This is a genomic window from Paracidovorax wautersii, from assembly GCF_900113035.1.
In the GTDB taxonomy this organism is placed as follows: domain Bacteria; phylum Pseudomonadota; class Gammaproteobacteria; order Burkholderiales; family Burkholderiaceae_C; genus Paracidovorax; species Paracidovorax wautersii.
The window spans coordinates 25,110-45,037 of record NZ_FONX01000024.1 but is presented as its reverse complement, the minus strand read 5'-3'; the positions used below and the strand labels follow the sequence as shown (position 1 = coordinate 45,037).

Annotated in this window: 18 protein-coding genes; 6 read left to right on the top strand and 12 right to left on the bottom strand. The window is 69.2% G+C overall.

Annotated features, from left to right (window positions below):
• Positions 1–5: 5 nt before the first annotated feature.
• The 12 genes from hisS to surE form a co-directional block, all read right to left on the bottom strand.
• The gene (hisS, locus tag BM070_RS22685) at positions 6–1,265 is read right to left on the bottom strand and encodes a histidine--tRNA ligase (RefSeq protein WP_217648966.1); all 1,260 of its coding nucleotides are present in this window, start codon (positions 1,263–1,265) and stop codon (positions 6–8) included.
• Positions 1,266–1,419: 154 nt separating this feature from the next.
• Positions 1,420–2,703 (bottom strand): flavodoxin-dependent (E)-4-hydroxy-3-methylbut-2-enyl-diphosphate synthase, encoded by a 1,284-nt coding sequence (gene ispG / locus BM070_RS22680; RefSeq protein ID WP_092942244.1) that lies wholly within the window; start codon positions 2,701–2,703, stop codon positions 1,420–1,422.
• A complete protein-coding gene (locus BM070_RS22675; RefSeq protein WP_092942274.1) occupies positions 2,704–3,666 on the bottom strand; it encodes a helix-turn-helix domain-containing protein in 963 nt (320 codons plus the stop codon).
• Positions 3,667–3,685: 19 nt separating this feature from the next.
• Positions 3,686–4,519: a type IV pilus biogenesis/stability protein PilW gene (pilW, locus tag BM070_RS22670; RefSeq protein ID WP_092942241.1), complete on the bottom strand. Its 834-nt coding sequence runs from the start codon at positions 4,517–4,519 to the stop codon at positions 3,686–3,688.
• 31 nt (positions 4,520–4,550) lie between these two features.
• Positions 4,551–5,672, bottom strand: a complete 1,122-nt coding sequence (gene rlmN / locus BM070_RS22665; RefSeq protein ID WP_092942237.1) for a dual-specificity RNA methyltransferase RlmN — start codon at positions 5,670–5,672, stop codon at positions 4,551–4,553.
• Between the two features lie 99 nt (positions 5,673–5,771).
• Positions 5,772–6,197, bottom strand: coding sequence for a nucleoside-diphosphate kinase (ndk, locus tag BM070_RS22660; protein ID WP_092942234.1), 426 nt, complete (start codon positions 6,195–6,197; stop codon positions 5,772–5,774).
• A gap of 86 nt (positions 6,198–6,283) precedes the next feature.
• Positions 6,284–7,558, bottom strand: coding sequence for a pseudouridine synthase (locus tag BM070_RS22655; protein ID WP_092942231.1), 1,275 nt, complete (start codon positions 7,556–7,558; stop codon positions 6,284–6,286).
• On the bottom strand, positions 7,555–8,280 hold the full coding sequence (scpB, locus tag BM070_RS22650; RefSeq protein ID WP_245785337.1) for an SMC-Scp complex subunit ScpB: 726 nt from the start codon (positions 8,278–8,280) through the stop codon (positions 7,555–7,557). Before scpB ends, BM070_RS22655 begins: the two co-directional genes overlap by 4 nt.
• Before the next feature lie 151 nt (positions 8,281–8,431).
• Positions 8,432–9,451 (bottom strand): RluA family pseudouridine synthase, encoded by a 1,020-nt coding sequence (locus BM070_RS22645; protein ID WP_092942228.1) that lies wholly within the window; start codon positions 9,449–9,451, stop codon positions 8,432–8,434.
• Positions 9,448–10,320: a peptidoglycan DD-metalloendopeptidase family protein gene (locus BM070_RS22640; RefSeq protein WP_092942224.1), complete on the bottom strand. Its 873-nt coding sequence runs from the start codon at positions 10,318–10,320 to the stop codon at positions 9,448–9,450. Before BM070_RS22640 ends, BM070_RS22645 begins: the two co-directional genes overlap by 4 nt.
• Positions 10,321–10,331: 11 nt before the next feature.
• Positions 10,332–11,117, bottom strand: coding sequence for a protein-L-isoaspartate(D-aspartate) O-methyltransferase (locus tag BM070_RS22635; protein WP_092942221.1), 786 nt, complete (start codon positions 11,115–11,117; stop codon positions 10,332–10,334).
• Positions 11,114–11,938, bottom strand: coding sequence for a 5'/3'-nucleotidase SurE (surE, locus tag BM070_RS22630; protein WP_092942218.1), 825 nt, complete (start codon positions 11,936–11,938; stop codon positions 11,114–11,116). The genes BM070_RS22635 and surE overlap by 4 nt, the downstream gene beginning before the upstream one ends.
• A 150-nt stretch (positions 11,939–12,088) precedes the next feature.
• Here surE and BM070_RS22625 point away from each other — a divergent pair, with 150 nt between their 5' ends.
• The 6 genes from BM070_RS22625 (at position 12,089) to BM070_RS22600 (ending at position 19,902) form a co-directional block, all read left to right on the top strand.
• Positions 12,089–13,063 (top strand): NADPH:quinone oxidoreductase family protein, encoded by a 975-nt coding sequence (locus BM070_RS22625; protein WP_092942215.1) that lies wholly within the window; start codon positions 12,089–12,091, stop codon positions 13,061–13,063.
• Between the two features lie 123 nt (positions 13,064–13,186).
• Positions 13,187–14,728: a GGDEF domain-containing protein gene (locus tag BM070_RS22620; protein ID WP_092942212.1), complete on the top strand. Its 1,542-nt coding sequence runs from the start codon at positions 13,187–13,189 to the stop codon at positions 14,726–14,728.
• 84 nt (positions 14,729–14,812) lie between these two features.
• A complete protein-coding gene (locus BM070_RS22615) occupies positions 14,813–15,292 on the top strand; it encodes a GAF domain-containing protein (RefSeq protein WP_092942209.1) in 480 nt (159 codons plus the stop codon).
• Between the two features lie 189 nt (positions 15,293–15,481).
• Positions 15,482–18,064: a DNA mismatch repair protein MutS gene (gene mutS / locus BM070_RS22610; RefSeq protein ID WP_434803210.1), complete on the top strand. Its 2,583-nt coding sequence runs from the start codon at positions 15,482–15,484 to the stop codon at positions 18,062–18,064.
• A gap of 150 nt (positions 18,065–18,214) precedes the next feature.
• The gene (locus BM070_RS22605) at positions 18,215–19,045 is read left to right on the top strand and encodes a proteasome-type protease (RefSeq protein WP_092942203.1); all 831 of its coding nucleotides are present in this window, start codon (positions 18,215–18,217) and stop codon (positions 19,043–19,045) included.
• A 35-nt stretch (positions 19,046–19,080) separates the two neighbouring features.
• Complete coding sequence (locus BM070_RS22600; protein WP_092942200.1) at positions 19,081–19,902, top strand: alpha/beta hydrolase; 822 nt, start codon at positions 19,081–19,083, stop codon at positions 19,900–19,902.
• Positions 19,903–19,928 lie beyond the last annotated feature (26 nt).

The window sequence follows — 19,928 nt, the reverse complement described above, 5'->3', positions numbered from 1 at the left end:
TGTGTTCAGCGGATCGATTGTAGGGTGCCGGCCCATTCGGCCAGGCTGGACAGGGGACGCTCGACCTGCGCGCCGCTGCCGTCGCGCAGCGACTTCACGAGGACCGCGCCACGCGCCAGCTCGTCGCCGGCGAACACCAGGGCATAAGGGCTGCCGCTCGCGTCCGCCTTCTTGAACTGGGACTTCAGGCTCGCCATGCCCTCGGCCGCGGAGGGCTGCATCTGCACCCGCACGCCCAGCGCCCGCAGCTGCTGCAGCGCGGCCATCGCGGCGGGCATGGAATCGACATCCTGCACGACCGCATAGGCATCGGGAACCAGCTCACGGGGTGCCGTGCCCTGCTCTTTCAGCAATTCGAGCACGCGCTCAACGCCCAGGGCCCAGCCCACGGCCGGCGCGGGCTTGCCGCCCACCTGCTCGATCAGATAGTCGTACCGGCCGCCGCCGCAGATGGTGCCCTGCGAGCCCAGCCGGTCGGTGATGAACTCGAACACCGTGAGGTTGTAGTAGTCCATGCCGCGCACCAGGCGCGGGTTGATGCGCCATGCCACGCCGTTCGCATCTAGGATCGCCTTGACGCGGTCCAGGTGGCGCAGCGAGTCTTCGCCGAGGAAGTCGATGAGCTTGGGCGCGGCCTCCACCAGGGCCTGCATGGCAGGGTTCTTGGTGTCGAGAATGCGCAGAGGGTTGGTGTGCAGGCGCCGGCGCGCCTCCTCGTCCAGCTGGTCGGCATGCGCTTCCAGATAGGCGATCAGGGCAGCGCGGTGCGCCTTGCGCTCATCGGGCTGGCCCAGGCTGTTGAGTTCGAGCCGGACATCGGTGAGGCCCAGCTCCTTCCACAGGGCATCGGCCAGCAGGATGAGTTCGGCATCCACCTCGGCGCCCGGAAAGCCCAGTGCTTCCGCGCCGATCTGGTGGAACTGGCGATAGCGCCCGCGCTGCGGCCGCTCGTGCCGGAACATCGGCCCCATGTAGTAGAGGCGCTTGCCGCCTTCGTACAGCATGGAGTGCTCCACCACGGCGCGCACCACGCCGGCGGTGGATTCAGGGCGCAGCGTCAATTGCTCGCCGTTGAGCCGGTCTTCGAAGGAATACATCTCCTTCTCGACGATGTCCGTCACCTCGCCCAGGCCGCGCACGAAGAGCGCCGTGGGCTCCACGATGGGCGTGCGCAGGTTGCGGTAGGCGTAGCGCTCCATCAGGTTGCGCACCTTCTCTTCGAGCCATTCCCAGCGCGCGGATTCGGGCGGCAGGATGTCGTTCATGCCCTTGACCGCCACCAGCTTCTGGGGCTTGGGCAGTGCGGCTTCCTTGTTGTTCTCTTTGTTATTGCTCACGGTATTTCTCGATGAATGATTCGGACGGCTCGGACCGGGCCTGCCCCGCCTGAGCGGCGAAGGCGCGGTGCCGGCCAGCGCGTCAGGCAACGGACTCGGGCTGGCGTCCGCCGAATCGCTTGGCGATGTAGTCCTCGACCAGCTGATGGAACTCCTGCGCGATGTTGTCGCCGCGCAGCGTCAGGGCCTTTTCGCCGTCGATGAACACGGGTGCGGCCGGTGCCTCGCCGGTGCCGGGCAGGCTGATGCCGATGTCGGCATGCTTGCTTTCGCCGGGGCCATTGACGATGCAGCCCATGACCGCGACCTTGAGCTTCTCGACGCCCGGGTAACGCACCCGCCACACCGGCATCTGCGAACGCAGGTGGTCGTCGATCTGCTTGGCCAGTTCCTGGAACGTGGTGCTGGTGGTGCGGCCGCAGCCGGGGCAGGCCGTCACGCTGGGCACGTAGGCCCGCATGCCCAGGGCCTGCAGCAGCTCGGAAGCCACCACCACCTCCTGCGTGCGGGCTTCGCCCGGCTGGGGCGTGAGCGACACGCGGATGGTGTCGCCGATACCCTCTTGCAGCAGCACGGACAGCGCAGCGGCCGAAGCCACCGTGCCCTTGGTGCCCATGCCGGCTTCGGTCAGGCCCAGGTGCAGGGCGTAGTCGCTGCGCCGCGCCAGTTCGCGGTAGACGGATATCAGGTCCTGCACGCCGCTGACCTTGCACGACAGGATGATCTGGTTGCCGTCCAGGCCCATGGCCTCGGCACGGCGGGCCGATTCGACGGCCGAGGTGATCAGCGCCTCGTACATCACCTGCCGGGCATCCCAGGGCACGGCGCGGCGGCTGTTCTCGTCCATGAGATGGGCCAGCAGTTCCTGGTCGAGGCTGCCCCAGTTGACGCCGATGCGCACGGCCTTGTCCCAGCGCATCGCGGCTTCGATCATCTGGCCGAACTGGCGGTCGCGCTTGTCGCCCTTGCCCACGTTGCCGGGGTTGATGCGGTACTTGGAGAGCGCCTGCGCGCAGTCGGGGTAGTCCGTCAGCAGGCGGTGGCCGTTGTAGTGGAAGTCGCCGACCAGGGGCACGGTTTCGCCCATGCGGTCGAGCTGCTCGCGGATGTACGGCACCGCGGCGGCGGCCTCGGGCGTGTTGACCGTGATGCGCACGAACTCGGAACCCGCCTGGGCGAGCTCCTTGACCTGGATGGCCGTGCCGATGGCATCGACCGTGTCGGTGTTCGTCATGGACTGCACGCGCACGGGCGCGTCGCCGCCGACGGTCACCACCCGCGAACCCCAGACGACGCGCGCCTGGCGCGTGCGCCGGGGCAGCGGCGACGCGATGGCGATGGGAGCGGCCGTTGTTTCGTCGTTCACTTATTTCACCTCGAAGCGCGCGACGTTCTCGCGCGCAATGCTGACCACGTCCATGGGTTTGCCGCGCACCGTCACGGTGGTGGCGTCGGCCTTGCCGATCACCACCGCCCAGGGCGGCGAGCCCGGCGCCACCAGCTTGTCGCCGGCGGTCAATGTCTTTTGCGTGGTGCCGCCGCCGGAGAGGCTGCGCACCTGCACCCAGGAGGTTCCGCTCGCGGTGATCACCAGCGTGCCCTCATCGGCAGCCGCCACGGGCACGGACGAGAGCTGGCTGGATGCCGCCAGGGGCGACGAGCCGACGCTGGGCGCGGCCGGCGCAGCGGGCACCACCACCGCAGGCACGGAAGCCGCAGCGATGGCCGGCGCGGGAGTCGGGGCCGGGGTTGCGGCCGGAGCCGGTGCGGCAGCCGCAGGCTGCTGCGAAGGCTCGGCCACGGCAGCCACGGCACTGGAGGCGGCCTCGGCCGGCGCCGCAGCGGGAGTCTCCACGACGGCGCCTGGCTGCGCCGTGGCTGGCTTGCCCGCGGATGCGGATTGATCCACCGCACGCGGCACGAAGACCATGGCGAGGGCGGCCAGCAGCAAGACCAGCACCACGCCGATGACGGAACGCGAGATGGCGGAACCGCTGGCGCTCGACGCGCGCGCGCTGCCGTCCTTGAACGAGGCGTTGATGCCGTGGTCCACGGCCAGCCGGGGCGCCGAGCTCGTCGGCAGCAGGGCCAGGACCGGGGCCGCATCCACCTTCAGCGTGCGGCAGACGCTGGATGCCAGGGCCCGCAGGAACACCACGTCGGTGAATACTTCATAGCGGTCCTCCTCCAGCGCCTCCAGCTTGTGGGCCGGCACCTTCAGCGCCACGGCCAGCGCGGCCACATGCACGCCCGCGGCCTGTCTCGCCTGGCGCAGCAGCGTTCCTGCGGTCATGCCGCCGGCTCCGGGCTGCGCGCCCATGGAATTCATGTTGTCTGCTTCCAGCATCTCACTCATCGAACGTGCCTCGCTCATATGCCAGCAACTCGCGGGAATCGGGGAATCGCCTGCGCAGCTGGTCGCCCAATTGGCGCATGGCCAGCGGCTCCTTCAAAGCGCGCTCCACCTTGATGCCCAGCCAGAGCGACTCAGCCGTGGAGAACTCGCCGTTGTTCACCCGCCGCACATAGAACTGGGCCTGCTTGACATCGCCCTTGCGGAACTTCAAGGCAGCGAGGTAGTAGCCGATGACCGGGTTGCCGGCATCCATCTCGTAGGCCTTGGAAAGAGCCTGCTCGGCCCGCACCGGATCACCGGCGCGCTCCAGGCAGACGCCCTGCGACATCAGCGTGCGGCTGCGCGACGGGTAGGTGGGAACGGCCAGCGCGCGCTCGAACCATTGTTCGGCATCCGCATAGCGCTGGCGCTGGCACTGCAGCCAGCCGTAGTTGTGCATGATGTCCGGGTCGCCCGGCTTCAGGGACTGGGCTCGCCGCAGGCTGTCTTCGGCCTGGTCGAGATTGCCCAGCCGCATGTAGACCAGGCCCATCAGGTGATGGGCATCGGCGAAGGTCGGGTCGATGGCGACGGACTGCTTGACCTCGTCCAGCGCCACGGTGGCCTGGCCGCGCTGCAGGTAGCTGGCCGCCAGTTCGAGCCGGATGCGCGCACGGCGGCGGGTCTCGGACTCGTCGGAAGGCGTGACGATGGGGTCCGATGCCGAGGAAGCGGAGGCGGAAGCAGACCCGGGCGCGTTGGCGCACCCGGCCAGCAGGTACGCGCAGACCAGATAGATGCCCGTTGCGGCACCCCAGCGGCGCCACAGAGCCCACGAAAACGTCATGCCCGCCCCCTTGATATGAGATGCATTCCGACTAGGACACCGGCTTGAGCGCGATCACGCGCTGCTTGGCCATACGCTCGGACGCGCGGGTCCGATCCTTGACGTCCCCGGCGAGCTGGCCGCAGGCCGCATCGATGTCGTCACCGCGCGTCTTGCGCACGGTCGTGACGATACCCGCATCGCTGAGCAACTTGGCAAAAGCCGACACTTGCTGAGGGGGAGAGCGCAGCAGACCGGAAGCGGGAAAGGGGTTGAAGGGGATCAGGTTGAACTTGCACCACACGCCCTTGCCGGCATGCTGGCGCACCAGTTCGATCAGTTGCAGCGCATGCTCGGGCTGGTCGTTCACCCCGTCGAGCATGCAGTATTCGAAAGTGATGAAGTCGCGCGGCGCGTGCTCCAGATAGCGGTTGCAGGTTTCCAGCAGCTCGCTGATCGGGTACTTGCGGTTGAGCGGAACCAGGTTGTCGCGCAGCGCATCGTTGGGGGCGTGCAGCGACACCGCGAGGGCCACCGGGCAGTCCTGGGCCAGGCGATCCATCATCGGAACGACACCCGAGGTGGACACGGTCACGCGCCGGCGCGACAGGCCGTAGCCATGGTCGTCCAGCATGACCCGCAGGGCAGGCACCAGGGCGCTGTAGTTCTGCAGGGGCTCGCCCATGCCCATCATCACGACATTGGAGATCACGCGCTCGGACGTGCCCAGACGCGCGCGCAGCGCGTGCTCGGCGAACCAGAGCTGGGCGACGATCTCGCCGGTCGTCAGATTGCGGCTGAAGCCTTGATGGCCGGTGGAACAGAACCGGCAGCCCACGGCGCAACCCGCCTGCGAAGAAACGCAGAGGGTGCCGCGGTCGTCTTCAGGAATGAATACGGATTCGACGGCATTGCCGTCACCCACGTCGAAAAGCCACTTGACGGTGCCATCCGCGGACACGTGTTCGCTGATGACCGGCAGGCCGGTCACCACGGCCACGCCCTTGAGCTTTTCGCGCAGCGACTTCGCGAGGTCGCTCATCGCGTCGAACTCGCTGGCGCCGCGCTGGTGGATCCAGCGGAAGAGCTGCGTGGCGCGGAAACGCTTCTCACCCAGCCGCTCGCAGAAAGCAGCCAGTCCGTCGAGGTCGAAATCGAGAAGGTTCGTGCTCATGGCGTGATCCAGGCTGATGGCCGCCGGAGCGCGCCATGCATCGCCGCCTGCTGGGGCCGGAGCGCTGTGGCTCCGGGCCTTGCCGGCGGCGTTGCCGCTTCAGCGGGAATAGACGTTCAGGCCGGGGAAGAAGAACGCGACTTCGACGGCAGCCGTTTCGGGAGCGTCGGAGCCGTGGACGGCGTTGGCGTCGATGCTGTCGGCGAAGTCGGCGCGGATGGTGCCGGCGTCGGCCTTCTTGGGGTCCGTGGCGCCCATCAGTTCACGGTTCTTCAGGATGGCGTTTTCGCCTTCCAGAGCCTGGATCATCACCGGGCCGGAGATCATGAATTCCACCAGGTCGTTGAAGAAGGGGCGTTCCTTGTGGACAGCGTAGAACTGCTCGGCTTCGCGGCGCGACAGGTGGGCCATGCGGGCAGCCACGACCTTCAGGCCGGCGGCTTCGAAGCGAGCGTAGATCTGGCCGATGACGTTCTTGGCGACGGCGTCGGGCTTGATGATGGAGAGGGTGCGTTCGATGGCCATGGTCTTGTTCCTGCTTGGAATGAAAAATTGCGTTCTTTGTTTGCCCCGTGGGGCAAAGCCCTTGATTCTAGCCCGTGGGCATGACCCTAGCGGGTTCCCCGGCGAGGACCAGCCCCAGTGCGCTTGCGGTCTTCGCGCTGGCGCTGCAGGCTGTCGCCGCCGATGTAGCCCACGGAGGTCTTCATCGGATCGGGCTGGCCCGCCCCGCCCTTCTTGGGCGAAGCACCACCGGCGCCCTTGCCACGGGCGCCACCGGCGGCACCGCGCTTGGGCGCGGCGGCCCGGCCACCGGCGGCGCCAGCGGAATTGCGCGACTGCGGGCCGCGCGCAGCGGCGGCACGTTCACGCCGCACGGGCGCCTCGGCCGCGGCTTCGCCGTCAGCGGCACGCGGGCGGCCGGCACCGGCGCCCGCAGCGTTCACCAGGGCGCGGATGTCACGCTCGTCGAGCTCCATCCAGGCGCCGCGCTTGAGGCCGCGCGGCAGCATCATGGCGCCGTAGCGGATGCGGATCAGCCGGCTGACCGCATGGCCCACGGCCTCCAGCATGCGGCGCACTTCGCGGTTGCGCCCTTCCGAGATGGTCACGCGGTACCAGCAGTTGGAGCCTTCGCCGCCGCCATCCTCGATGGAGCCGAACGAGGCCACGCCGTCTTCCAGCTGAACGCCGTCGAGCAGGCGCTGCTTTTCATCGTTGCTCAGGGCGCCCAGCACGCGCACGGCGTATTCGCGCTCCAGCCCGAATCGGGGGTGCATCAGCTGGTTGGCCAGCTCGCCGGAGCTGGTCAGCAGCAGCAGGCCTTCGGTGTTGAGGTCGAGCCGCCCCACCGACTGCCATTTGCCCTGCATCAGGCGGGGCAGCTTGCGGAACACGGTGGGCCGGTTCTGTGGGTCGTCGTGGGTGACCACTTCGCCCACGGGCTTGTGATAGGCGATGACGCGTGGCGGCGGCGGATCGATCCGGTAGCGGATGGGCTTGCCGTTGACCTTGACCTGGTCGCCGTGCTGCACGCGCTGGCCGACGTGCGCGGGTTCGTTGTTGACCGAGATGCGCCCTTCCAGGATGAGCTGCTCCATCTCCAGGCGCGAGCCCAGGCCGGCCTGGGCCAGCACCTTGTGCAGCTTGGGCGTTTCAACCTGGGGCTGCAGCACCCGCTTCGGGGCGGGCAGGTCGGCGCTGGCGTCGTCCTCGTCGAGCTGGCCCGACACCACGTCGGCAAAGCCGTAGCCCTGGTGCGGGGCCGCCGTCTTGCGTGCCGGGGCGCGTGCACCGGCCGTCTTGCGGGCGGGCGCGCGGCGCTTCGCGCCGGATGCGTCGTCCGGCGCGCCGGCCGGTTCGTCTTGTTGAGCGTCGTCGTTCATATCGGTTTTCCTGTTGCGTCCACGTCCGGGGCCATTGCCCCGCCGGCGTGATCCGGCGTTGTTTCTTCCATCGCGGCCTGCGGGGCCTGCGCCACTTCGGCGTTATCGTTTTGCTCGGCCGGATCGAACTGCTCGTCCGCCGGCGCATCCGCGGGCGGCGGCTCCGGCGATTCCACCAGCCCCAGCGCATCGAACATGCTGGTCTGCACCGCGGAATCGTCCAGCACCGGCAACTGATCCAAGGACTGCAGCCCCAGGTCGTCGAGGAACTGGCGGGTGGTGGCGAAAAGCGCCGGGCGGCCCACGGTTTCACGGTGTCCGATCACCTCGACCCAGCCCCGGTCCTCCAGCTGCTTGATGATCAGGCTGTTGACCGTCACGCCCCGCACGTCCTCGATGTCGCCCCGCGTCACCGGCTGGCGGTAGGCGATGATCGCCAGCGTCTCCAGCGCCGCACGGGTGTAGCGCGGCGGCTTTTCGGGGTGCAGCCGGTCCAGGTACTGGCGCATCTCGGGCCGGCTCTGGAAGCGCCAGCCGGAGGCGACCTGCACCAGCTCGACGCCGCGCTGCGCCCAGTCCTGCTGCAGCTCCATCAGGAGCGCCTTCAGCGTGTCGGCACCCAGGGCGTCGTCGAACAGGCTGCGCAACTCGCGTACCGTCACGGGCTGGGGCGCACAGATCAGGGCGGTTTCAAGAACCCTTTTCGCATCCACCGTATTCATGATTTTCAGCAGTCCCGGAGAGATAGCGCAACGCGTCGCGGCATCACGCCAACGATAAGCACAACGGGGATCAAGAGAGGAGCGCTACGCAGCGATGGGCAACGAGCCATGCCGGAGCGGAAGTGGTGTCGGCACCGAAAGCGGCGCGGACTTAGAGCGGATTGTAGCGTAGGCCCCAGAAATCGAGCGCCGCCTGCATGTCGGCCGGCAAAGGCGCATGCCATTGCATGGGCACGCCCGTCACCGGATGGGTGAACGCGAGGCGGAAGGCGTGCAGCGCCTGGCGCTGCAGGCCCGCGCCCGGCGCGCCGCCATACAGCGCATCGGCCACCAGCGGATGGTTCAGCGACGCCATGTGGACGCGGATCTGGTGCGTGCGGCCGGTGTGCAGCGTGCAGCGCACCAGGCTGGCTTCGGCATTGCCGCCCAGCAGGTCGATGTCGGTCTGCGCGGGCTTGCCGGCCTGCGTGGCCAGATCGACCACGGCCATGCGCAGCCGGTTGCGCGGATCGCGGCCGATGGGGGCGCTCACGCGGCGGTGCGGCGCATGGCGCCATGCGCCCCAGGCCAGGGCCAGGTACTGCCGCGAGACCTCGCGCGCCGCGATCATGCGCACCAGCGCATCCATGGTGGCCCGGTCGCGCGCCACCACCATCAGGCCGCTGGTGTCCTTGTCGAGCCGGTGGACGATGCCCGCGCGCGGCACCAGGCTGGCCTTGGGGTCACGCCCCAGCAGGCCGTTGAGCAGGGTGCCGCTCCAGTTGCCCGGCGCGGGGTGCACCACCAGCCCTGCCGGCTTGTGGATGACGAGCAGGTGCTCGTCCTCATGCACCACGTCGAGCGCCATGGCCTCGGGCTTGAACGCCTGGCTCTGCTCGGTGGGATGGATCTCGACGGTGATGCGGTCGCCCGCCTTGACCTTGGCCGCGGGCTTGGAAGCCGGCTGCCCGTTGAGCTGCACGCAGCCTTGCGACAGCAGTTGCTGCAGGTAGCTGCGGGACAGCTCGGGCACCAGCTCGGCCAGCGCCTTGTCCAGGCGCGCGCCGTGGTGGGCGGCGCCTGCGGTCAGCTGCCGGGTCTCGCCGCCCGCCTCGTCGCCGGGCTCCTGCGCGTCCAGGCCGGTCAGCTCGGCGTCGTCGCCGGCTGCGGGCGCGTGGTTCGGCCCGCTCAACGCGAAGGCAGGTAGCGCTGCGGGTCCACCGGCTTGCCCTGGCGGCGGATCTCGAAATGCAGCTTGACCCGGTCGGCGTCGGTGCTGCCCATTTCGGCGATCTTCTGGCCGCGGCGCACGTTCTGGTCTTCCTTGACCAGCAGCGTCTGGTTGTGCGCGTAGGCCGTCAGGTAGGTGTTGTTGTGCTTGAGGATGATCAGGTTGCCGTATCCGCGCAGACCTGCGCCGGCATAGACCACGCGGCCGTCAGCGGCTGCCAGCACCGGGTCGCCGGCCTTGCCGCCGATGTCGTAGCCCTTGTTGCGGGCTTCGTCGAAGCCGGCCAGCAGGGGGCCGGACGAAGGCCAGATGAAGGGCATGTCGTCTTCACCGCCGGCCGCCGCGTGTGACGACGCGGGAGCAGCGGGTGCAGCCGCCTGGGCGGAAGACGCCGCAGGCTTGGCCGAGCTGGCCGCAGGCAGCGGCGCCAGGGGCGACGAGGCCACCGGGCGGGTCACCACGCCGGACTCGGCGGACGCCACGGCCGTGGTGGGCGGCACCACGCGCAGCACCTGGCCGACCTCGATCAGGTTGGCGTTGTCCAGGCCGTTCCAGCGGGCGATGTCCTTCCAGGTCTGGCCGTGTTCCAGGCCGATGCGGATCAGGGTGTCACCGGGCTTGACGGTGTAGTAGCCGGGCTTGCCGGCGTTTTCGGCACCGGGCAGGGGCTTGACCACCGGAGCGGCGGCGGAGCTGGACGAACCGACCATGCCGGTGGCCGTGCCGCGGTCCTCGACCGGAGCCCTGTTGACGCTGGTTCCACAACCCGCCAGCAGCACGCCAGCCAAAAGGGCAGGAACCCAAGCAACAAGACCACGCGATACCAACATAAGCAATCCCTTCAGACAATCCCCGATTTTAGGGGGACAAAATTGACGGCCTCCAGAACGCTCTGCTGAAGACCATGTGGAGTCCTGTCGATGACCAGCAGCACCTGCTGCCCGTTCGCCCCGACGGTGGGCGCCACCAGACGGCCGCCCGGGGCCAACTGGTCGCACCACTGCTGCGGCACGGAGTCGCCGCCCGCAGCGGAGATGATGGCGGCGTAGGGCGCCCCCTTGGCATAGCCCACCATGCCGTCCCCCAAAAGGAGATGCACGTTGGCCAGCCGCAGCGGGCGCAGGTTGTCGCGCGCCTTCTCATGCAACGCGCGCAGACGCTCGACGGTGTACACCTCGCGGGCCAGCCGGGCCAGCACCGCGGCCTGGTAGCCGCAGCCGGTGCCGATCTCCAGCACCCGCCCCAGGCTGCCGCCGCGCGCGCTCTCGGCACGCATCAGCAGCTCGACCATGCGCGCGACGACGCTGGGCTTGGAGATGGTCTGGCCCAGGCCGATGGGCAGGCTGGTGTCTTCGTAGGCCTGGTTGACCAGGGCGCTGTCCACGAACCGGTGGCGCTCCACCGCACCCAGGGCCGCCAGCACGGCCTGCGACTGGATGCCCGATGCCGCCAGGCGCTGCACCATGCGGGCGCGGATGGCGGCGGAATCGAGGCCCAGCCCCTGCGGAGCCAGCGGCGCCGGCGCCGTGCGCTGCGGCAGGCCGGCCGGGCGCGCTTGCGGCGCGGGCGCCTGCGGCCCGCCGCCGTCCAGCCGCGCGGGAAAACCGGGCCGGCGCTGCTGCGTCATGGCGCGCCCTGCCCGGCCGGCGCCGCGTGTGCGGCCTCGCTGGCAGCATCACCGCCCGCCTCGTGCGGCGCCAGGCGCGCGGCGGTCTGCGCCCAATAGCCCAGGCCATCGTGGTCGGTCAGGTCCACCTTCAGCGGCGTCATGGCGACGTGGCCCTGCGCGGTGGCGTGAAAGTCGGTGCCCTCGGCATCGTCCTTGGCGGGGCCGGCGCCGCCGATCCAGTACATCAGGTCGCCGCGCGGGCTCTGCTGCTCGATCACGCGCTCGGCCGCATGGCGGCGGCCCAGCCGGCAGAGCTTGATGGACCGCAGCGCCTCGAAAGGCAGGTTGGGGATGTTGATGTTCAGCAGCCAGGGCGCCTCGCCCACCAGGCTCTGCCGCTCCATCTGCTGGACGATCTCGCGGGCCTTGCGGGCGGCCGCTTCGATCTCGCCCCAGCCCTTGTCCACCTGCGAGAAGGCGATCGCCGGAATGCCGAAGAGGTAGCCCTCCATGGCGGCGCCGACCGTGCCGGAATAGATGGTGTCGTCGCCCATGTTGGCGCCGTTGTTGATGCCCGAGACCACCAGATCGGGCCGGTAGCCCAGCAGGCCGGTGAGCGCGATGTGGACGCAGTCGGCCGGCGTGCCGTTCACGTAGCGAAAGCCGTTGGCCGCGCGGTGCACGTAGAGCGGCGAGTGCAACGTGAGCGCGTTGGACTTGGCACTGTTGTTGTGCTCGGGGGCGACCACCTCGACATCGGCGATGGACTGCAGCGCGTCGTGCAGCGCGACGATGCCGGGGGCCTGGTAACCGTCGTCGTTGGAAATGAGTATCTTCATTGTTCAGTCTGGCGGAATGCGCCGGATTGTAGGTGGCGCCTCATGCGCGCGGCCAGCCAGGCGGGCCCGGGCCGGCCTCGTCGCTCCAGAGACAAGGCCGCCGCGGGCCCCCAGCCTATGATGCGCCGCATCGATGACCGGAGACATTCCATGCACGCTTGGCTTTGCACCGACCCCACTGGCGTTGACGCGCTGACCTGGACCGAACAACCCACGCCGTCGCCCCGGGCCGGCGAGGTGCTCATCGAGATCAAGGCGGCCAGCCTGAACTTTCCCGATCTGCTGATCGTGCAGAACAAGTACCAGATCAAGCCGCCGCTGCCCTTCGTTCCCGGCTCCGAATACGCCGGCGTGGTGCTGGCCGTGGGCGAAGGCGTGACCCACCTGCAGCCCGGCCAGAACGTGGCCTGCCTGAGCGGCACCGGCGGCTTCGCCACCCACGTGCTCGCACCCGCGGCCCTGTGCATGCCGCTGCCCGATGGCTTCTCGCACGTGGATGCGGCCGCCTTCATCATGATCTACGCCACTTCGCACCACGCGCTGATCGACCGCGCCCAGCTCCAGGCCGGCGAGACGGTACTGGTGCTGGGCGCAGCCGGGGGCGTGGGCACGGCGGCCATCCAGATCGCCAAGGCACGCGGCGCGCGCGTCATCGCGGCGGCATCGACCGAGGAGAAGTGCGCGCTCTGCCTTTCGATCGGCGCCGACGCCGTCATCAACTACGCGCAGGAGAACCTGCGCGAGGCCATCAAGGCGCTGACCGACGGGCGCGGGCCCGACGTGATCTACGACCCGGTGGGCGGCGAATACACCGAGCCAGCCTTCCGCTCCATCGCCTGGCGCGGTCGCTACCTGGTGGTAGGCTTCGCCTCGGGGCCGATCCCCTCGCTGCCGCTGAACCTGCCGCTGCTCAAGGGCGCGTCGCTGGTGGGCGTGTTCTGGGGCGATTTCGCCAAGCGCGAGCCGAAGGCCAACGCGGCCATGATGCAGGAACTGGCCCACTGGTACGCCGAGGGCAAGGTCAAGCCGGTCATCGACCGCACCATGCCGATGTCGCAGCTGAAGGCGGCCTACGAGCACATGGGCTCGCGCGGGGTGATCGGCAAGCTGGTGATGGTGAACTAGGCACCCGCTGGAAGAACCCGCCGCGGCGCATCCGCGACCGCGCGGTCAGCCTGTTCAAGGCGGCGCGGCTCTGTCAAACTAGGCGTCCAATTCGATAGAAAACGCTAAAACGCAGCGCAGCCGATGGCAGAACGCAACCCTTCCGAACTCGCTCGCGAAACGCTCAAGCTGCTGGCCACCCGCCGGCTCCCCCCCACTCCCGACAACTATCAGGCGCTCTACGACGAGATCGCCGGCACCCGCAGCGCGGCCACCTTCCCCGAGGCGCAGCTGCGCCAGATCATGCGCGTGCTGCCGGGGCAGACTCCCGCACAGAAGCGGCTGCTGGGCCTCTTCGACGGCGCGGTCTCCGCGGGCGACTGGTCGGCGCTGCAAGGCGTGCTGGTGGGCTATGCCAACCTGGGCCTCACGGCCACGGCCGCCAGCATGGCCGCAGCCGACAAGGCGGCCTCGGCCCCCGAGGCCCTGGCCCACCTGCCGCCCGAGCTGGCGGAGCAGTTCGTGCGGCTGATCGAGACCCTGATGCCCGCGCTGGGCGAAGACGACGCCCGGGTGCACGAGCTGGCCGCGCAGCTGACCAACTTCCTGCGCCAGCCCTCGCCGCCCGTCTCCACCCTGCAGCTGATGCTCAACAACTTCAGCTACCGGCTGTCGTTCACGGCCGAGGACCAGGCCGCCATCCGCGGCAACCTGCTGGCGCTGCTGCGCATGCTGTTCGAGAACATCGCGGCGCTCACGCTGGACGACCAGTGGCTGCACGGGCAGGTCGAGGCGCTGATCGCCGCCTCCACCCCGCCGCTGACGCTGCGGCGCCTGGATGACGTGCAGCGCCGGCTCAAGGACGTGATCGTCAAGCAGTCCCAGGCCAAGGACCGCCTGCTGGAGGCGCAGGACCAGATGAAGGAACTGCTGGCGGCCTTCATCGAGCGGCTGGCCCACATGGACGAATCCAGCAGCGCCTACCACGCCACGCTGGAAGGCTGCGCGGAACGCATCGGCCAGGCCACGCAGCTGCAGGAGATCACGCCGCTGCTGCAGGAGGTGATGACCGCCACGCGCGCCATCGCCCTGGAAAGCCGGGTGACGCGCGACGAGCTGCACCACCTGCGCGAGCGCTCCGAGGCCGGCCATGCCCAGATCAGCAAGCTGCAGCAGGCGCTGCACGAAGCCAGCGCCCAGGCGCGGCACGACCCGCTGACCGGCTCGCTCAACCGCAAGGGGCTGGACGAGGTGATGGAGCGCGAGATCGCCCGCGCCCGGCGCAACGAATCGCCCCTGTGCGTGGCGCTGCTGGACCTGGACAACTTCAAGGCCATCAACGACCGGCTGGGCCATGCCAGCGGCGACCAGGCGCTGATCCACCTGGCGGCGGTGGCCCGCGAAGTCATGCGCCCGCAGGACATGCTGGCGCGCTACGGCGGCGAGGAATTCGTGCTGGTGCTGCCCGACACCGCCCTGAACCAGGGCGTGGAAGCCATGACGCGGCTGCAGCGCGAGCTGACCACGCGCTTTTTCATGCAGGGCCAGGACAAGGTGCTCATCACCTTCAGCGCCGGGGTGGCGCAGCTCTCGAACGGCGAAAGCAGCGACGACGCCATCCGCCGCGCCGACCAGGGCATGTATCTGGCCAAGCGGGCAGGCAAGAACCGGGTCATGCCGGCCTGAACGGCTGCGCACTCGCCCTACACCGCGCCGTGGCCCCCTTGCCTACAATGGCGCCTTCCTCGGAGCCGACGACAAGGTTTTTCCATGAACGCCACGGTTGACGAAGTCCACCGCGCCCTCGAGGCCTACCGCGCCCTGCTCGACGCCACCGGCCCGGCCGGCCTGCAGTTCCTGAACGCGCGGGTGCCGCACCGCTACACGGCCGTGTACCGGATCGAGAACGCCGTGCTGCACAACACCTACCTCTTCGACAAGCAGGGCATGGTTCGGCCCGACTACCTGGCCCAGGTGCCGCTGGAAGACAGCTTCTGCCAGTTCGTGATGCGCGACGGCATCTTCACCTCCACCGACACGGCCGGCGACCGGCGCGTGGACGGCCACAAGTACCAGGGCGTGCTCGGCTCCTACCACGGCCTGCCGCTCATGGACAACTACGGGCGCCTCTATGGCACGCTCTGCCACTTCGACGTGGAGCGCTACCCGCTGCCGGACGAGGAATTCGCGCTCCTGCAGAAGGTGGCCCGGCTGCTACCGGCCTACCTGAACAAGCGCCCCGCCGCCTGAAGCCGGCCCGCGCCGCCGCCCCGCCCGGCCGCGCCAAGGCTTTGGCACGGCACCTTCCGCAAACTTGACGACAATGCAGGCCCTCCGCAACGGGCCTGCGCGCCCGCCCGGCCCTGCGGCCGGGATCGCACGTGACGAGCAATTGATTTGAAATACATGGAAAAGCCCGACGTTTCAGCCCATACACCCATGATGCAGCAGTATCTGGGCTTGAAAGCCCAGCACCCGGACACGCTGGTCTTCTACCGCATGGGCGACTTCTACGAGCTGTTCTACGAAGACGCCGAAAAGGCCGCGCGGCTGCTGGACATCACGCTCACCCAGCGCGGCCAGTCCGGCGGGCAGCCGGTGGTGATGGCCGGCGTGCCCTTCCACGCGCTCGAGAACTACCTGGGCCGGCTCATCCGCATGGGGGAATCGGTCGCCATCTGCGAGCAGGTGGGCGAGGTGGGCGCGGCCAAGGGGCCGGTGGAGCGCAAGGTGGTCCGCGTGGTCACGCCCGGCACGCTCACCGACAGCGAACTGCTCTCCGACAAGGCCGAAGCCATGCTGCTGGCCGTCCACCAGGGCGCGCGGGCGCGCTGCGGCCTAGCCTGGATGTCGGTGACGCAAGGGATCGTCCATCTGGCCGAATGCGCGCACGACGAAGTCGGCGCCTGGCTGGCCCGCGTCTCGCCCAGCGAAGTGATCTACAGCGCCGGCACCACCGAGCGCTTCGAGCAGCAGCTGCAGGCGCTGCGCCAGAACGGCACGCTCGCCTGCCCCCTGAGCCTGCGGCCGGACTGGCAGTTCGATGCCGCGCTGGGCGAGCGCAAGCTGCTCGAATACCTCCAGGCCTCCAGCCTCGCGGCCTGGAACGCCGAAGCGCTGCCCCATGCCCACGCGGCGGCGGCGGCGCTGCTCTCGTATGCCGAGCACACCCAGGGCCGCGCCCTGACCCACGTGCAGAGCGTGCGGGTGCAGCAGAGCGACGAACTCATCGCCCTGCCCCTGGCCACGCGGCGCAACCTGGAGCTGGTGCGCACGCTGCGCGGCGAAGAGGCCCCCACCCTCTTTTCGCTGCTGGACACCTGCATGACTGGCATGGGCAGCCGCCTGCTGAAAAGCTGGCTGCTGGAGCCGCGCCGCGACCGCACCGACGCCCGCCAGCGCCTGGCCGCCACCGCCGCTCTGCGCGGCACGGGCGCGGGCGCCGGCCCCTGGCAGGTGCTGCGCGCCGAGCTGCGCGGCGTGAGCGACGTGGAACGCATCACCGCCCGCATCGCGCTGCGCCAGGTGCGCCCGCGCGAGCTGGTGGGCCTGTGCAAGACGCTACAAAAAGCGGAGCTACTCGCCCAGGCGAATCAAGCGCCCGACCCGTTTTTGACCCAGATCTTCGAGGAGCTACAGCCCCCGGTGGACTGCAGCACGCTGCTGCGCGCGGCCATCGACGAGGAGCCCTCGGCCCTGGTGCGCGACGGCGGCGTGATCGCAGCCGGCTTCGATGCCGAGCTGGACGAGCTGCGCGGCATCCAGACGCACTGCGACGACTTCCTGCTGGACCTGGAAACCCGCGAGCGCGCCCGCACCGGCATTCCCAACCTGCGCGTGCAGTTCAACAAGGTGCACGGCTTCTACATCGAAGTCACCAGCAGCCACACCAGCCGCGTGCCCGAGGACTACCGCCGCCGCCAGACGCTGAAGAACGCCGAGCGCTTCATCACGCCCGAACTCAAGGCCTTCGAGGACAAGGCCCTGTCGGCGCAGGAGCGCGGCCTGGCGCGCGAGAAATGGCTCTACGAACAGGTACTGGACCAGCTGCAGCCGCACGTGCCCGCCCTCACCCGGCTGGCGCGGGCCCTGGCCACGCTGGACGTGCTGTGCACGCTGGCCGAACGCTCGCTCACGCTGAACTGGTGCGCCCCGCAGTTCGTGGCCGAGCCCTGCATCGACATCGAGGCCGGCCGCCACCCAGTGGTGGAGGCGCGCCTGGCCGAGACTTCGTCGGGCGCCTTCATCCCCAACCACACGCGGCTGAACGCCAACACGCGCATGCAGGTCATCACCGGCCCGAACATGGGCGGTAAATCGACCTACATGCGGCAGGTGGCGCTGATCGTGCTGCTGGCCAGCATGGGCAGCCACGTGCCGGCCACGGCCTGCCGGCTCGGGCCCATCGACGCCATCCACACCCGCATCGGCGCGGCCGACGACCTGGCCAACGCGCAGTCCACCTTCATGCTGGAGATGACCGAGGCCGCGCAGATCCTGCATGCCGCCACGCCGCACAGCCTGGTGCTGATGGACGAAATCGGCCGCGGCACCAGCACTTTCGACGGGCTGGCGCTGGCCAGCGGCATCGCCACGCACCTGCACGACCGCACCCGCGCCTTCACGCTGTTCGCCACGCACTACTTCGAGCTGACCGAGCTGTCGGCCCGCCACCAGCACGCGATGAACGTGCACGTGGGCGCGACCGAGACCGGCTCCTCCATCGCCTTCCTGCACGAGATCCAGCCCGGCCCGGCCAGCCGCAGCTACGGCATCCACGTCGCCAAGCTGGCAGGCGTCCCCGGGCCGGTGCTGAGCCATGCGCGCCATACGCTGGCCGCACTGGAGGAGCGCGCCGGCGAAGGCCAGGCGCAGGTGGACCTGTTCGCTCCGCCGCCCGAAGACCCTGCCGCGGGCGTGAGCGCGGTCGAGGCGGCGCTGGAAGCCATCCACCCCGACGCCCTGAGCCCGCGCGAGGCGCTGGACGCGCTCTACCAGCTCAAGCGGCTGGCGCAGCAGTGATGCGCGATGCGCAGGCCAAGCCGGCCTGCCGCGCCCTACCCACGGGCGCCTGCCGCCACGGTTCTTGAACAATCCTGCCAGCGACAGCGCCGCCCGATGCGCGGCACTACACTGGCGCTTTCCCCACCCTCACCAGACCGCACCTCCACCATGACGTACTGCGTCGCCATCAAACTCAACGCCGGACTGGTGTTTCTTTCCGACTCGCGCACCAACGCAGGGCTCGACCAGATCAGCTCCTTCCGCAAGATGATGATCTACGAGAAGACGGGCGACCGCTTCATGGTGCTGCTGTCGGCGGGCAACCTGAGCATCTCGCAGTCGGTGCGCGAGATCCTGCAGACCGAGCAGATCGCCAGCCGCGAGGAAGACGGCGAGCCCATCACCCTGTGGAACGCCACCAGCATGTTCGAGGTGGCGCGCGTGCTGGGCTCAGCCGTGCGCCGGGTCCACGAACGCGACGGCCCGGCGCTCAAGCGCTCGGGCGTGGACTTCAACGTCTCGCTGGTGCTGGGCGGGCAGATCCGGGGCGAGGGCATGCGCCTCTTCCAGGTCTATTCGGCCGGCAACTTCATCGAAGCCACCTCCGAGACGCCCTACTTCCAGGTGGGCGAATCCAAATACGGCAAGCCCGTGCTCGACCGCGTGCTCACGCCCGAGACCCCGCTGGCCGAGGCCGCCAAGTGCGCCCTGGTGTCGATGGACAGCACGCTCAAGTCCAACCTGTCGGTAGGCCTGCCGCTGGACCTGGTGGTCTATGAGGAAGGCAGCTTCTCGGCCGACAAGATCGTCTGCATCGACGAGCACAACCCCTACTTCCGCATGCTGCACGACAGCTGGGGCCAGAAGCTGCGCCAGGTGTTCGACAGCATCGAGGACCCGGCCTGGAACGGCGGCGCGACCGAGGTGCCGATCCGCGTGGACAACGCCCGCAACAAGCCGCTGCGCAAGATCACCAACCCGCGCGACAAGCTGGTCTGACCCCACCCGCCCCAGCCCGGCCCCGACCACCGCCCATGACACGCATCGTCTTCTCCCACGCCAACAGCTTTCCGGCCAGCACCTACCGCGTGATGTTCGCCGAGCTGCGGCGGCGTGGCTTCGACGTCGCCGCCGTGCCGCAGTTCGGCCATGACGAGCGCTACCCCGTCACCAACAACTGGCCCCACCTGGTGCAGCAGCTGGCGGATTTCGCCCAGGCCCAGCAGCAGGAGAGCGGCGAGCCGGCCTTCCTGGTCGGCCACTCGCTGGGCGGCTTTCTCAGCGTGATGACGGCCTCGCGCCACCCGCAGCTCGCGCGCGGCGTGCTGTTGCTGGATTCGCCCCTGCTGGGCGGCTGGCGGGCCAGCGCGCTCGACGTCGCCAAGCGCACGCAGCTGGTGGGCGCGGTCTCGCCGGGCAAGATCAGCCGGGCCCGGCGCAACAGCTGGGCCAGCAGCGAAGAGGCGCTGGAGCACTTCAGCCGCAAGAAGGCCTTCATGCACTGGGACCGGCAGGTGCTGCGCGACTACGTCACCCACGGCCTGCGCGACCATGAAGGCCAGCGCGTGCTGGCCTTCGACCGCGACGTGGAAACGGCCATCTACAACACCCTGCCGCACGACTTCGCCCGCATGCTGCGCCAGCATCCGCTGCGCTGCCCGGCCGCCTTCATCGGCGGGCTGGCGTCGCAGGAGCTGCGCCAGGTGGGCATGGCGATGACCCAGCGCATCACCCAGGGGCGCATCGCCCTGGTGGACGGCAGCCACCTTTTCCCCATGGAAAAACCCATCGCCACGGCGGCCGCCATCGAGGCCGCGCTGCTGAATCTGGCCCACGCCCCCCAACACGGCGGCTGAAGCGCAACCGCATGGTGGCGAAATGA